The sequence below is a fragment of the Nonomuraea sp. B12E4 genome (assembly GCF_039871825.1).
In the GTDB taxonomy this organism is placed as follows: Bacteria; Actinomycetota; Actinomycetes; order Streptosporangiales; family Streptosporangiaceae; genus Nonomuraea.
This window is the reverse complement of sequence record NZ_JBDPME010000012.1, coordinates 126,645-139,502: the sequence shown is the minus strand read 5'-3', so window position 1 is coordinate 139,502 and position 12,858 is coordinate 126,645. Positions and strand designations below refer to the sequence as shown.

Sequence of the window (12,858 nt, the reverse complement as noted above, 5' to 3'; positions counted from 1 at the left end):
GCGATATAGGCGGGCTTGAGCGGTCAGGCGGGCTTGCGGGCGACGATGATGTCGCGGACGATCGCCTGGTCCACCCAGTGCTCGAAGCCGGGATAGTCCATCACCTCAAGGCCCGCGCCCTTGAGGATCGCGGCCAGCTCCGCGCTCTTGCCGCCGTAGGTGTTCCAGGCGATGCCCATGGCGCCGCCGGGGCGCAGCAACTCGGCCCAGATCGGCACGGCCTGCCTGAGCAGCTCCATCGGACTGCGTGACAGGCCGCCGTGCCCGCCCTTGCTGCCGTGCTGCACGCCGTAGGGAGCGTCGGTCACCAGGACGTCGAACGAGCGCGACTTGAAGAACTCGCGGCTCCTGAGGGTGTCGGCGTTGACCATGGTCAGGTGCTGGACGTCTCCCGCCTTGACCGACTCCTTCGACAGGCCGAACGTGATGTTCAGCCGCCGCCCCACCAGGGCCCGCTCGCGGCGCACCGGCACGGTCTCGGCGGTGTGCTTGAGCCGCTTGTTGCGCAGCCAGGTCTTGATGAAGCCGGTGTAGGCCTCGAAGTCCTTGCCGTCCACGTCGATGCCGTAGGCGTCGTAGCCGTACGTGAGAGCCTGGTTGAGGGTCGTGCCGCGGCCGCAGAGCGGGTCGAACACCGCGAGCCGGTCGCCAAGCTCCTTGTCGCACGCCAGGACGGTGACGTTGAGCAGCAGCTTGGTGAAGTGCTCGTTGGTCTTGCCGGCGTATTTCTGGATGGTGATCAGGTCGCTGCTCAGCCGGTCGAGGCGGTCCATGGTCAGCGGCCTGAGCAGCTCGCCTTCGACCTGAAAAATCGCGTAAACCGATGAAAGGTTTGACAAAAGGGATATGTCCGGCTGGGTGAGCGGCGTCGGGGTCTCGAACGTCACGTACGGCACGCCGCCGATCTCGGTCTCCTCGCCGGCCGGCACCTCGTCGCCGAGCGCGCGCCTGCCGAACACGGCCAGCTCGCTCAGGGTCAGCCGGACGGAGCTCTCACCGTAGACCCGGTTGAAGGCAGGCAGGATCAGAAGCGCGTATCGAGGCATGATGTGCGATCCTACCGCCCCTGACGTGGCCGCCCGGGGCTCGATTGGAGGGAACGAGGACGAGCATGGCACGCTTGTGTGGATTGATCCGCCACAAGCGAATGGGGCCTAGCGTGCAGGGTTCGGGAAGGTCTGTCGTCACCATCGGCGTGTACGACGGGGTCCACCGCGGGCACCAGCGGGTTGTCGAGCGTGCCGTCGCCAGCGCCCGCGAGAGAGGGCTGCGGAGCGTGGCCGTCACGTTCGAGCCGCATCCTGACGAGGTGGTGCGGCCGGGGGCGCGGCCGCAGCGGCTCACCAACCCGCGGCGCCGGGCCGAGTTGCTGGCCGGGCTGGGGGTGGACGAGGTCGACGTGCTGGAGTTCACGCTGGAGCTGTCGCGGACCAGCGCTGACGACTTCGCCCAGAGCATCCTGGCCGAGCGCCTCAAGGCCGCCGCCGTCGTGGTGGGGGAGGACTTCGCGTTCGGGCGCGGGGCTAGCGGCGATGTTGAGACATTGCGCATGATGGGCGACAAATACGACTTCGCGGTGGAGGTCGTGCCCAAGCTCGCGGACGTCTCCTCGACCGCGATCCGCGAGCGGCTAGTCGCGGGCGATGTCGAGGCCGCCGCTGCCATGCTGGGGCGGCCGCATCGGGTGGAAGGCGTCGTCGTGCGCGGCTACCAGCGGGGACGCCAGCTCGGCTTCCCGACCGCCAACGTCGAGACGCCGCAGCAGACGGCCATTCCGGCGGACGGGGTGTACGCGGGGTGGCTGGAGTGCGTGCCCGTGGCCAACCTGCCCGCTCTCTATGCGGGGGAGCGGTGGCCGGCGGCGATCTCGGTCGGCACCAATCCCACGTTCGAGGGGGTGCCTCGGACGGTTGAGGCTTATGCGCTGGATCGTGATGATCTTGAGCTTTACGGGGTGCACGTGGCGGTCGAGTTCATCGCGCACTTGCGCGGGAACACGCGTTTTGACTCGATCGACGCGCTGATCGCCGGCATCCGCGGCGACGTCGCCGCCACCCGCCGCCTCACAAGCTAAGACCATTTCCTTTGCTAAGACCATCACCATCCTGTACGCGCGCCACCGCCAACCACCCACCGACGCTGGCGCACCTCAGTCCAGGAAGCGCCCGCTGACCGGTGGGTGGGTCTTTTGGGCTAAGAGCCGGCCCGCGTCGGCGAAGCCGTGGTCGGCGAGGAGTGTCAGGCCCTTGGCCGCCCTGACGGGACCGGCCGTACGGGCGAGGGTGAGCAGCTCGACCTCGCCCGGCCACAGACGCTCCCACATCCCGAACACCTCCCACGGGCCCACCGCGTCGAGCTCCTCCACGTCCTCGAACAGCAAGATTCCGATCCGCATCGGGTGTCCTCTCTGTGAGAAGGGCATGCCGCAAGGCAGGGCCGCCGACGGCGGATGATGCCTGCGGATGGCGACAGTCTCGCAGGAGGATGATGTCGATGCGGCGGAGCACCCGGCCCAAGGTGGTAGCCTTGCATGTCGGCTCTGTGACGGCGCTGTTGCGCGCTGCCCATGACGGCCTTCACGCGGCGACTGTAGGCACGCACGGTCGTTCGCACCTTTATCTCATTCGTGCGTGTCCGTAGATCGAAGGAGAGCCGTGTCCCTCGACACCGCTGCCAAGAAGACCATCATCAGCGAATACGCGACGGCCGAAGGCGACACCGGGTCGCCGGAGGTGCAGATCGCTCTGCTCAGCAAGCGCATCAGCGAGCTCACCGAGCACCTGAAGACGCACAAGCACGACCACCACAGCCGTCGTGGTCTGCTCCTGCTCGTCGGGCGCCGGCGCCGCCTGCTGAAGTACCTGCAGAAGGTCGACATCCAGCGTTACCGCTCGCTCATCGAGCGGCTCGGCCTGCGCCGATAGCGTGAAGGGAGCGGCGTCCGCGCCGCTCCCCTTTCCATATCGGCGCGGCCGCACCGTCAGGCGCGTGGCGACGTGAAACGGCCGCGTACCTGGCGTACAACTGAATATCCGAGACACACAGCCCCCGCGTCCGCTCAGCACCATGCGACCCGCGACGCCTGCGGGCCGGTCCTCGGTAGTGGCTTCCGGTAGGTATGACAGAGAGATTGTGACCGGGCGCTTCGATCGAAGACCGGCGCTGCACCTAACGAGGGTGCCGGTGGAAAGGGCGCGGGAGACCGACCACAAGGAGGTCCCCCGTGGAGGGTGTCCACACCGCTGAAGCCGTCATAGACAACGGCTCTTTCGGCACGCGTACGATCCGGTTCGAGACCGGCCGACTCGCGCGCCAGGCGGCGGGTTCCGCCGTCGCCTATCTCGACAACGACACCATGGTGCTCTCCGCCACCACGGCGTCCAAATCGCCCAAGGAGAACTTCGACTTCTTCCCGCTCACGGTCGACGTCGAAGAGCGCATGTATGCCGCGGGCCGCATCCCCGGCTCGTTCTTCCGTCGTGAGGGCCGTCCCTCCGAGGACGCGATCCTCACCTGCCGGCTGATCGACCGGCCGTTGCGCCCGTCGTTCGTCAAGGGCCTGCGTAACGAGATCCAGGTTGTCGCCACCGTCATGGCGCTCAACCCTGACCACCTCTACGACGTGGTGGCCATCAACGCCGCGTCCCTGTCCACGCAGCTCGCCGGGCTGCCGTTCTCCGGCCCGATCGGCGGCGTGCGCGTCGCGCTGATCGACGGTCAGTGGGTGGCCTTCCCGACGCACCACGAGCTGGAGCGGGCCACGTTCGACATGGTCGTGGCGGGGCGCGTGCTCGACGACGGCGATGTCGCGATCATGATGGTCGAGGCCGAGTCCACCAAGGACACGCTCAAGCTGGTCGCCGACGGTGCCGTCGGGCCGACCGAGGAGACCGTCGCGCAGGGCCTGGAGGCGGCCAAGCCCTTCATCAAGGTGCTGTGCGAGGCGCAGTCGCGCATCGCGCAGGTCGCCGCCAAGGAGACCGCCGAATACGCCGTCTTCCTCGACTACCAGGACGACGTCTACGCCGCGGTCGAGAGCGCGGTCAAGACCGAGCTGGCCGCCGCGCTGACCATCGCCGGCAAGCTGGAGCGCGAGAGCGAGCTCGACAAGGTCAAGGCGCTGGCCGGGGAGAAGCTGCTGCCCGAGTTCGAGGGGCGGGAGAAGGAGATCTCCGCCGCGTTCCGCTCGGTGATGAAGAAGCTCATGCGCGAGCGGGTCATCAACGAGGGCGTGCGCATCGACGGCCGCGGCACGAAGGACATCCGCGCCCTGTCCGCCGAGGTCCACGTGGTGCCGCGGGTGCACGGCTCGGCGCTGTTCGAGCGCGGCGAGACCCAGATCCTGGGCATCACCACGCTCAACATGCTGCGCATGGAGCAGGTCATCGACACGCTCAACCCCGAGCGCACCAAGCGTTACATGCACAACTACAACTTCCCGCCCTACTCCACCGGCGAGACCGGCCGGGTGGGCTCGCCCAAGCGCCGCGAGATCGGTCACGGCGCGCTGGCCGAGCGGGCGCTGATCCCGGTGCTGCCCTCGCGCGAGGAGTTCCCGTACGCGATCCGCCAGGTCTCCGAGGCGCTCGGCTCCAACGGCTCGACCTCGATGGGCTCGGTCTGCGCCTCCACCATGGCGCTGCTCGACGCCGGCGTGCCGCTCAAGGAGATGGTCGCGGGCATCGCGATGGGCCTGATCGGCGAGGGCGACACCTACGTCACCCTGACCGACATTCTGGGCGCCGAGGACGCCATGGGCGACATGGACTTCAAGGTCGCCGGCACCAAGGACGTCATCACCGCCCTGCAGCTGGACACCAAGCTCGACGGCATCCCGGCCTCCGTGCTGGCCGCCGCTCTCAAGCAGGCCAAGGGCGCCCGCCTGGCGATCCTCGACGTGATGCAGGAGGCCATCGACTCCCCGGCGGAGATGAACCCGACGGCGCCGCGCATCATCACGATCAAGGTCCCGGTCGACAAGATCGGAGAGGTCATCGGCCCCAAGGGCAAGATGATCAACCAGATCCAGGACGACACGGGCGCCGAGATCACCATCGAGGACGACGGCACGATCTACATCGGCGCCACCGACGGCCCGTCCGCCGAGGCGGCCCGTTCGGCGATCAACGGCATCGCCAACCCGCACATGCCGGAGGTCGGGGAGCGTTACCTGGGCACGGTCGTCAAGATCGCCGCCTTCGGGGCGTTCATCTCGCTCATGCCGGGTAAGGACGGCCTGCTGCACGTCTCCCAGATCCGCAAGCTGCACGGCGGCAAGCGCATCGAGAACGTCGAGGACGTGATGAGCGTCGGCGAGAAGATCCAGGTCGAGATCGCCGAGATCGACGGCCGGGGCAAGCTCTCCCTGGTGCCGGTCGAGGTCATCGAGAAGGAGGCCGCGGAGAAGGAGGGCAAGCCCGCCGAGGGTGGCTCCGAGTCCGCTCCCGAGCCCGAGGCCGCCGCGCCGGCCGCCGAGGAGAAGCCGGACAAGCCCCGCCGCACCCGCACCCGCGTGCGCAGCACCCGCACCGACGGCGACGACCGCAACTCGTGAGGGTGACAACCGAGTTCGGTCACGTGGCCGGTGAAGGAGGTCCCGTGACGGGGATCACGGACAAACGTGGCGCGGAGGCCCTGTGACCACCACCACGCTGCATCCCGGCAAGGACGGAGCCGGGGTGGTGAGGCGTACTGTCCTGCCGGGCGGGTTGCGCGTGGTGACCGAGACCATGCCGACCGTGCGTAGTGTCGCGGTCGGCATGTGGGTCGGCATCGGCTCGCGTGACGAGGCCCCCGAGCACATGGGGGCCACCCACTTCCTGGAGCACCTGCTGTTCAAGGGCACTCCGACGCGCGACGCCATGGAGATCTCCGCCTCCATCGAGGGCATCGGCGGTGAGATCAACGCCTTCACCGCGAAGGAGTACACCTGCTACTACGCCCGGGTCCTCGACGAGGACCTGCCGGTGGCGGTGGACGTGCTCGCCGACGTGGTGACCGGCTCGCTGGTGACGGACGAGGACGTCGAGTCCGAGCGTGGCGTGATCCTGGAGGAGATCGCCATGCACGACGACGACCCCTCGGACGTCGTGCACGAGCAGTTCGCCGCCGCGCTCTACGGAGACTCGCCGATCGGCCGGCCCATCCTGGGCACGGTCGACTCGATCAACGCCCTGGGGCGCGAGCGGATCGCCGAGTACTACCACCGCTACTACCGGCCCCGCCGCACGGTGGTGTCGGTGGCGGGCAACGTACGGCACGAGCAGGTCGTCGAACTGGTCACCAGGGCCTACGAACGGGCCGGCGCGCTGTCCGGCCCGGCGGAGTTCGCGCCGCCGCGCACCAGCGGTCCCGGGGCCGAGACCCGGTCGGGCGTCAAGGTGCTGGACCGGCCGACCGAGCAGGCCAACCTGGTGCTCGGTACGACCGGCATGGCCCGTACGGACGAGCGCAGGTTCGCGCTGGGCGTGCTCAACGCGGCAATGGGCGGCGGCATGTCGTCCAGGCTCTTCCAGGAGATCAGGGAGAAGCGCGGCCTGGCCTACTCCGCCTACAGCTACACCTCGGCCTACGCCGACACCGGGCAGTTCGGCATCTACGTGGGCTGCCTGCCGTCGAAGATCGACGACGTGCTCAAGATCTGCCGGGACGAGGTGTCTCGGGTGGTGGCCGAGGGCCTGAGCGCCGACGAGATCATGCGTGGCAAGGGGCAGATGCGTGGCGGGCTCGTGCTCGGGTTGGAGGACACCGGCTCGCGGATGTCCCGAATCGGGAAGAACGAGCTGGTCTACGACGAGCTGATGTCGGTGGACGAGGTGCTGTCGCGCATCGAGGCCGTCACCCCCGACGAGATCTCCGAGGTGGCCGCGGACGTGTTCAACCGGCCGCTCACGCTCGCCGTGATCGGCCCGTACGGCGACAAGGACTTCAGCGACGCCGTCCGATAGGGTTGCCCCTGTGATCAGGGTAGGTGTGCTGGGCGCCCTCGGCAGGGTGGGCGTCGAGGTGTGCAAGGCGGTCGAGGCGGCCACCGACATGGAGCTGGTGGCCGCGCTCGACAAGGACGACCCCATCGAGGGGCTGCGAGGCGCCGAGGTGGTGGTCGATTTCACCCATCCCGACGTGGTCATGGGCAACCTCGAATGGGCGATCGGGCACGGCATCCACCCCGTGGTGGGCACGACCGGGTTCGACGAGGGGCGGCTGGAGACCGTGCGAGGGTGGCTGGCGGGCTCGCCTGGCACCAACTGCCTGATCGCCCCCAACTTCGGCATCGCGGCCGTGCTCATGATGCACTTCGCGCAGCAAGCGGCCCGCTACTTCGAGTCCGTCGAGATCGTCGAGCTGCACCACCCCAACAAGGCCGATGCCCCTTCCGGCACGGCCCGGCGCACCGCTGAGCTGGTGGCCGAGGCGCGCGGCAAGGGCGGGCTCGGCCCGATGCCCGACGCGACGACCACGGCCCTCGACGGCGCCCGCGGAGCCGACGTCGGCGGGGTGCACGTGCACGCGGTGCGGCTGTCCGGGCTCATCGCGCACCAGGAGGTGTTGCTGGGCGGCGACGGCGAGATCCTCACGATCCGGCACGACACGATGAGCAGGTCGGCGTTCACGCCCGGAGTGCTGCTCGGGGTGCGCAGGGTGCGCGAGGTGCCGGGCCTCACGGTGGGCCTGGAGCCCCTGCTCGACCTCTGACCAGGGGGCCGTGCACGACGCTCGGCCCCCGACCGGGGCCGTGCACGACGTGCCCACCACCCGTGGGTCGTGGGCACGTCGTGAGGAGAGGGTTCCGGCTCCGCACAGCCGGGCCTGCGATCATCAACACTAATACGAGCGGCGCGATGCGCCCGAAACATGAGATCGTGTCGGCATGGTGCGATGGGCGGAGGCCGGGGAGCTCGCCGGGCTGGCCTCGATCGAGCAGGCGGCTGACGGGCTGTTCGAGCAGGTGGGCATCGTGTTCCCGCCGGGCACCACCATGATCGAAGAGGCTTCCGGTCCCGGCCCCGTGCTGGTCGAGGGGGAGCCCCCGGCGGGCTTCGCGCTGGTCGGGTGGGTGGATGACAACCTGCATCTGGAGCAGCTCGCCGTGCACCCGGACAGCATGCGGCAGGGCATCGGCGGACGGCTGGTGACGGCCGTGATCGACCACGCCCGCGCCTGCGGGGCGCCCGCGGTGACGCTGACGACCTACCGGGACGTGCCCTGGAACGCGCCGTGGTACGCGCGGCACGGGTTCTCGGTGATGCCGGAGGCCGAGTGGGGGCCGGAGCTGCGCGCGCTGGTGGCCCACGAGCGCGAGCTGGGCATCGAGGTGGCGCCGCGCGTGGTGATGCGCCGCTAGCCCGTAGGCCCGGTCAGGAAATCCGCCACCGTGGCCGCGAACGCGCGCGGGTCCGTCCACCCACGGGAAGGGCCCCGCGCCCGGCTGGACCCTCGTGGGAGGGCATCGTCATGGCGCAGTGTCGCCGCACTAAGAGAGGGTGAGCGCACCCAGCGGCCCGCCCTCGGACTCCAGGCCCTCGGAGTGCAGGCTGCGGATCCCCCGGGAGTCGGCGGTGCAGCGGCCCCAGCGGGCGTCCGCCGCCAGGTCCGTCGCCGTCACCGGGCGGCCGCTGCTGATCGCGTCGAGCACCGGTCCGTCGCCGCCGGCCGACTGCAAATGGGCGCTCCCGTTAGCCCCTCAAGCTAACGATTCAGAACATCAACGGGAGACGTACGCGTCCACTTCGGCCACATACGCGTCCTTGACCTGCCGGGGCAGCCAGGCGATCTCGAACGCGTTGCGCTCGAGCTGCGCCAGCTCCTCCCGGGTGAGCTGCAGCGCCTCCTGCAACGCGATCAGGTTCTCCTGCACGTACGCCGCGAAGTACGCCGGATCGTCGGAACTGACCGTCACCCGCACCCCCAGATCCATGAGCTTGCGAATGCCCTCGGCCTGCAACGAGCCCGTGACGAAACCGTTGGAGACCGGGCAGCAGGTGAGCCCCAGGCCGCGCGCCACGACCGTCTCCACCAGCCGCTGGTCCTCCAGGAGGTTGACCCCGTGGTCGATCCGGTCGACCCCGATGTCCTCGACGGCCTGGCGGATGTGCTCGATCGCGTCGTCCTGGTCCACGTCACAGTGCATGGTCAGCAGGTAGCCCTCCTGCCGGGCACGCTCATAGACCGCCGCGAACTTGACCGGCGGGTTGCCCTTCTCGTCGGAGTCAAGCCCGACGCCCACGATCCACTCCTTGTACGGCAGCGACTCCAGCAGCGTCGCCATCGCATATTCGGCCTGGAAGTCGCGCAGGAAGCACATGATGAGCTGCGCCCGCACACCGAGCCGCGCCTGCGCGTCCATCAGCGCCCGCCGCAGCCCGCGGATCACCACGTCGAACGGCACGCCCCGGGAGGTGTGCGCCTGCGGGTCGAAGAAGATCTCGGCGTAACGGACGTTCTGCTCGGCGGCCCGGCGCAGGTAGGCGATGGCCAGGTCGTAGAAGTCGGGCTCGGTGCGCAGTACCGACATGCTCTCGTAGTAGATCGTCAGGAAGGAGGGCAGGCTGTCGAAGGTGTAGGCGGCCCGCATCTCCGCCACGGAGGCGTACGGCAGCTCCAGGCCGTTACGGCGGGCCAGCTCGAACTTGAGCTCGGGCTCCAGCGTGCCCTCGATGTGCAGGTGCAGCTCGCACTTGGGCAGTCCGGCGACGAAGTCCTTCACCGCTCTCCTCCTTGTCAGAAGCCGGTCTCACCGCCCTCGTCAGAAGACGATGGCCAGACCCACCGCGAAGAGCACGCCGTAGGCCATCTGCAACTTACCGGTCTGCTGCAGCACCGCGATCAGTGCCGGGCCCACCGCCTTGTCCAGCACCGTCCTGATCGGCGGGATCGCCAGCGGCACGGCGAGCAGCACGAGCGCCGCCCACGGCGTCACCGGGATCATCGCCGGCGCCACCACGAACGGCACGACCTGCAGGGCCACGTAGAGCGTACGGGTGCGCTCGGCCCCCAGCCGCACGGCCAGCGTCCGCTTGCCGGAGCTGCCGTCCGTGCCGACGTCACGCAGGTTGTTGACCACGAGCATCGAGCACGACAGCAGGCCCACCGGGATCGAGGCGAAGAACGCGGGCCAGCTCAGGTGCTCGGTCTGTACGTAGGCCGTGCCCACCACGGGCACGATCCCGAAGAACACGAACACGGCCAGCTCGCCCAGCCCACGGTAGCCGTAGGGACGCTTGCCCCCCGTGTAGAACCAGGCCGCGGCGATGGCCGCGGCGCCCACCAGCAGGATCCACCACGCCTGCGTGGCGAGGACCAGGATCAACCCCAGCACCGCGGCGACCGCGAAACAGCCCAGCGCGGCGACCAGCACCTGCCGTGGCGTGGCCGCGCGCGACCCCACCAGCCGCATCGGGCCGACCCGCTGGTCGTCGGTGCCGCGGATGCCGTCACTGTAGTCGTTGGCGTAGTTGACGCCGATCTGCAGCGAAAGCGCCACGAGCAGCGCCAGGATCGCCCGCCACCACACGAAACCGTCTTCGCCGATGGCCACGCCGGTGCCCACCATGACGGGCACGATGGCGTTGGGGAGGGTGCGCGGGCGGGCGCCGGCGATCCACTGGCCGGGTGTTGCCATATCTGTCGAAACCTCTAGCTGATATCCGTGGTGAGCCTGACCATCCGGATCGGACGGCCCATGTCAAGAACGCGTTCGGCCATATCCTCGCCCCAACCGGCCGACTCCAGGAAACCGAGCACCGCGTGGTTGTCGGCGAACACCCAGGTGACGATCTGGCGGAACCCGTCCTCGCGCAGGTGGTCGACTGTGGCGTTGAGCAGGCGGCTGCCGTGGCCCCGGCGGACGAAATCGGGGTCGACCAGCAGCGTCAGCATCTCGGCCACCACGCTGGGGTCGAGGTCGGGGTCCTCTGCCGGGGCGTGGGAGGCCAGGCCCACCACGCGCTCACCGCCGCGTGGGGTGGTCAGCGCGGCGCTGCCGCCCGCGCCGAGGGCGGGGAAACCCTCGGTGTCGAGGATGGTCTCCACCGCGACCAAAACCCTGTGCATGGGCGTGGGCGGGGCGACGATCGCCTCGTCCCACTGGCGCAGCCACATCTTCTCGGCCGCCGCGCCTGTCATCTGCTCGAGTGGGCCTTCGGGGAGGAAATCCCGATAGCCGTAGCGCCAGGCGCGGATCTGAGTGTTCGCAACCTGGAGCACATCCTCGCGCCGGGCCGCCCGGACGCCTACGTCTGCCATCTGGGCCCGCTCCTTCGCCTGCCGTCCATGCCACAAGGCACGAGTTACACCGTATCGGTGTTTGACCCTTGGAGACGACGCGAACCCCGCTTCCTCGCCCGGTAAGCCCGCGTCTCGGTACGGTCGCCGCATTCCACCATGTACCCCCGCAAGGCATCATCAGACGTCAACCCGGGGATCTCCGAATTCTGTCACGACGAGACCTCGGCCAGTGCCTGGGACAGCCGCCGCACTCCTTCGGTCAACTCCGCCAGATGGGCGGCGGCCATGTGCGTCACCCGGAGCCGCGGCCCCTGGGGCTCGGACGGATAGTAGATCCGCCCCGGGCTCACCAGCACCCCGTTCCGCTTGCCCGCCTCCACCAGCGCCTGCTCATCGACCTCGGCGGGCAGCCGCACCCACAGGTGCATCCCGCCGATGGGCATCAGGTGCAGCTCCGCCGTGGGCATGCGCGCGGCCAGCGCCGCCGCCAGGGCGTCGCGCCTGGTGCCGATCTCGCCGTGTACCGCCGCCAGGTGCCGCCGCCAGCCCGGCGACCCGACGAACTCCAGCGCCGTCTCCTGCAGCGGCCGGGCCACGAAGAACGACTCCACGAGCTGACCGGCCCGCAGCCGCCGGGCGGCCGGCCCCCGGGCGATCACGGCGGCCACCCGCAGGCTGGGGGAGAGGATCTTCGTCAGCGACACCAGGTGGACCACGGTGCCGTGCCGGTCCATGGACGCCAGCGAGGGCGGTGGCTGCGCGGTCAGGAAGCGGGCGTAGTCGTCCTCGACGACGAACGCCCCCGCCGCCCTGGCCACCTGCAGCACCTGCTCCCGGCGCTCGACGGTGAGGGTCGCCCCCGTCGGGTTGTGCAGCGTGGGCTGGCAGAAGAACACCCGGGCCCCGGTCACGGCGAACGCCTCGGCCAGCAGCTCCGGTCGTACGCCGTCCCGGTCCATGGGTACGGCCGTGGCCCGCAGTCCCGCCGCCTTGGCCGCCGCCAGCGCTCCGGGGTAGGTGGGCGTCTCGACCAGCACCGGCGTACCGGGAGCTGCGAGCGCCCGCAGGGCATGGGTGAGCGCCGCCTGCCCCCCGCTCACGACCAGCACGTCGCCCGCCGTCACGTCACCCCCGGCCTGTGTGGCGAACCATCTCCGCAGCTCCACCACCCCCGTCAGCGGCGGCATCGCCCACGCCTCCGCCCGCCGCACGGCCCGCACCGCCGCGGCCGCCAACTGCTTGTCGGGCCGCAGCCCCGGCCGCAGATAACCGCCGGTCAGTGGCACCGTCCCGTCGGGTGTCGCCCCCAGCAACGCCGCCACCGGCTCGTCGTCGACCATCCGGGCCCCGAGCGCCACGGTCTGCCAGGACAGGTCGGCGGTATCCCGCGCCCCGCCGACCGGCTGAGCCGCGAACGCACCGATCCCCGGCTTGGTGACCACCCGCCCCTCGGCCGCCAGTTGCCCGATGGCCCTGGAGACGGTCACGGGGCTGACGTTGTGGCGCCGCATGATCTCCCTGCTGGACGTCAACCGCGCCCCCGGCGCCAGCCGCTCGGCCTCCTGACGCAGTATCGCGGTGATCTGATCGACACTGCTATCGTTGTCCATGAAGGATCACGATAGCGCTACT

The 12,858-nt window shown here is 69.6% G+C and carries 13 protein-coding genes; 6 read left to right on the top strand and 7 right to left on the bottom strand.

The window, feature by feature from the left end; genetic code table 11:
- Window positions 1-23: 23 nt before the first annotated feature.
- Window positions 24-1,046 carry an SAM-dependent methyltransferase gene (locus ABGB18_RS26450; RefSeq protein ID WP_347698287.1) on the bottom strand — a complete coding sequence of 341 codons (1,023 nt, stop codon included), beginning with the start codon at window positions 1,044-1,046 and terminating at the stop codon, window positions 24-26.
- Between the two features lie 101 nt (window positions 1,047-1,147).
- Between ABGB18_RS26450 and ABGB18_RS26445 the strand changes: the two genes are divergently transcribed.
- Window positions 1,148-2,074: a bifunctional riboflavin kinase/FAD synthetase gene (locus tag ABGB18_RS26445; protein WP_347698286.1), complete on the top strand. Its 927-nt coding sequence runs from the start codon at window positions 1,148-1,150 to the stop codon at window positions 2,072-2,074.
- Window positions 2,075-2,149: 75 nt separating this feature from the next.
- Here the strand turns inward: ABGB18_RS26445 and ABGB18_RS26440 are convergent, their stop codons facing one another.
- Window positions 2,150-2,395: a hypothetical protein gene (locus ABGB18_RS26440; RefSeq protein ID WP_347698285.1), complete on the bottom strand. Its 246-nt coding sequence runs from the start codon at window positions 2,393-2,395 to the stop codon at window positions 2,150-2,152.
- A 259-nt stretch (window positions 2,396-2,654) separates the two neighbouring features.
- On the opposite strand from ABGB18_RS26440, the gene rpsO reads away from it, so the two are divergent.
- The 5 genes from rpsO to ABGB18_RS26415 all read left to right on the top strand — a co-directional run bounded on the left by rpsO (window position 2,655) and on the right by ABGB18_RS26415 (window position 8,344).
- Window positions 2,655-2,924, top strand: coding sequence for a 30S ribosomal protein S15 (rpsO, locus tag ABGB18_RS26435; protein WP_090945762.1), 270 nt, complete (start codon window positions 2,655-2,657; stop codon window positions 2,922-2,924).
- A 299-nt stretch (window positions 2,925-3,223) separates the two neighbouring features.
- The gene (locus tag ABGB18_RS26430) at window positions 3,224-5,554 is read left to right on the top strand and encodes a polyribonucleotide nucleotidyltransferase (protein WP_347698284.1); all 2,331 of its coding nucleotides are present in this window, start codon (window positions 3,224-3,226) and stop codon (window positions 5,552-5,554) included.
- 82 nt (window positions 5,555-5,636) lie between these two features.
- Entirely contained in the window at window positions 5,637-6,947 is a 1,311-nt protein-coding gene (locus ABGB18_RS26425; RefSeq protein ID WP_347698283.1) for a pitrilysin family protein, read from the top strand.
- Between the two features lie 10 nt (window positions 6,948-6,957).
- A complete protein-coding gene (gene dapB / locus ABGB18_RS26420) occupies window positions 6,958-7,695 on the top strand; it encodes a 4-hydroxy-tetrahydrodipicolinate reductase (RefSeq protein WP_347698282.1) in 738 nt (245 codons plus the stop codon).
- 175 nt (window positions 7,696-7,870) lie between these two features.
- Window positions 7,871-8,344: a GNAT family N-acetyltransferase gene (locus ABGB18_RS26415; RefSeq protein ID WP_347698281.1), complete on the top strand. Its 474-nt coding sequence runs from the start codon at window positions 7,871-7,873 to the stop codon at window positions 8,342-8,344.
- Window positions 8,345-8,473: 129 nt separating this feature from the next.
- Here the strand turns inward: ABGB18_RS26415 and ABGB18_RS26410 are convergent, their stop codons facing one another.
- The 5 genes from ABGB18_RS26410 to ABGB18_RS26390 all read right to left on the bottom strand — a co-directional run bounded on the left by ABGB18_RS26410 (window position 8,474) and on the right by ABGB18_RS26390 (window position 12,836).
- Window positions 8,474-8,662 (bottom strand): GAF domain-containing protein, encoded by a 189-nt coding sequence (locus ABGB18_RS26410; RefSeq protein WP_347698280.1) that lies wholly within the window; start codon window positions 8,660-8,662, stop codon window positions 8,474-8,476.
- Window positions 8,663-8,704: 42 nt separating this feature from the next.
- Window positions 8,705-9,706 carry an adenosine deaminase gene (locus ABGB18_RS26405; RefSeq protein WP_347698279.1) on the bottom strand — a complete coding sequence of 334 codons (1,002 nt, stop codon included), beginning with the start codon at window positions 9,704-9,706 and terminating at the stop codon, window positions 8,705-8,707.
- 39 nt (window positions 9,707-9,745) lie between these two features.
- Entirely contained in the window at window positions 9,746-10,621 is an 876-nt protein-coding gene (locus ABGB18_RS26400) for a 1,4-dihydroxy-2-naphthoate polyprenyltransferase (RefSeq protein WP_347698278.1), read from the bottom strand.
- A 14-nt stretch (window positions 10,622-10,635) separates the two neighbouring features.
- Window positions 10,636-11,244, bottom strand: coding sequence for a GNAT family N-acetyltransferase (locus ABGB18_RS26395; RefSeq protein ID WP_176993724.1), 609 nt, complete (start codon window positions 11,242-11,244; stop codon window positions 10,636-10,638).
- 191 nt (window positions 11,245-11,435) lie between these two features.
- Window positions 11,436-12,836 carry a PLP-dependent aminotransferase family protein gene (locus tag ABGB18_RS26390; protein WP_347698277.1) on the bottom strand — a complete coding sequence of 467 codons (1,401 nt, stop codon included), beginning with the start codon at window positions 12,834-12,836 and terminating at the stop codon, window positions 11,436-11,438.
- Window positions 12,837-12,858 lie beyond the last annotated feature (22 nt).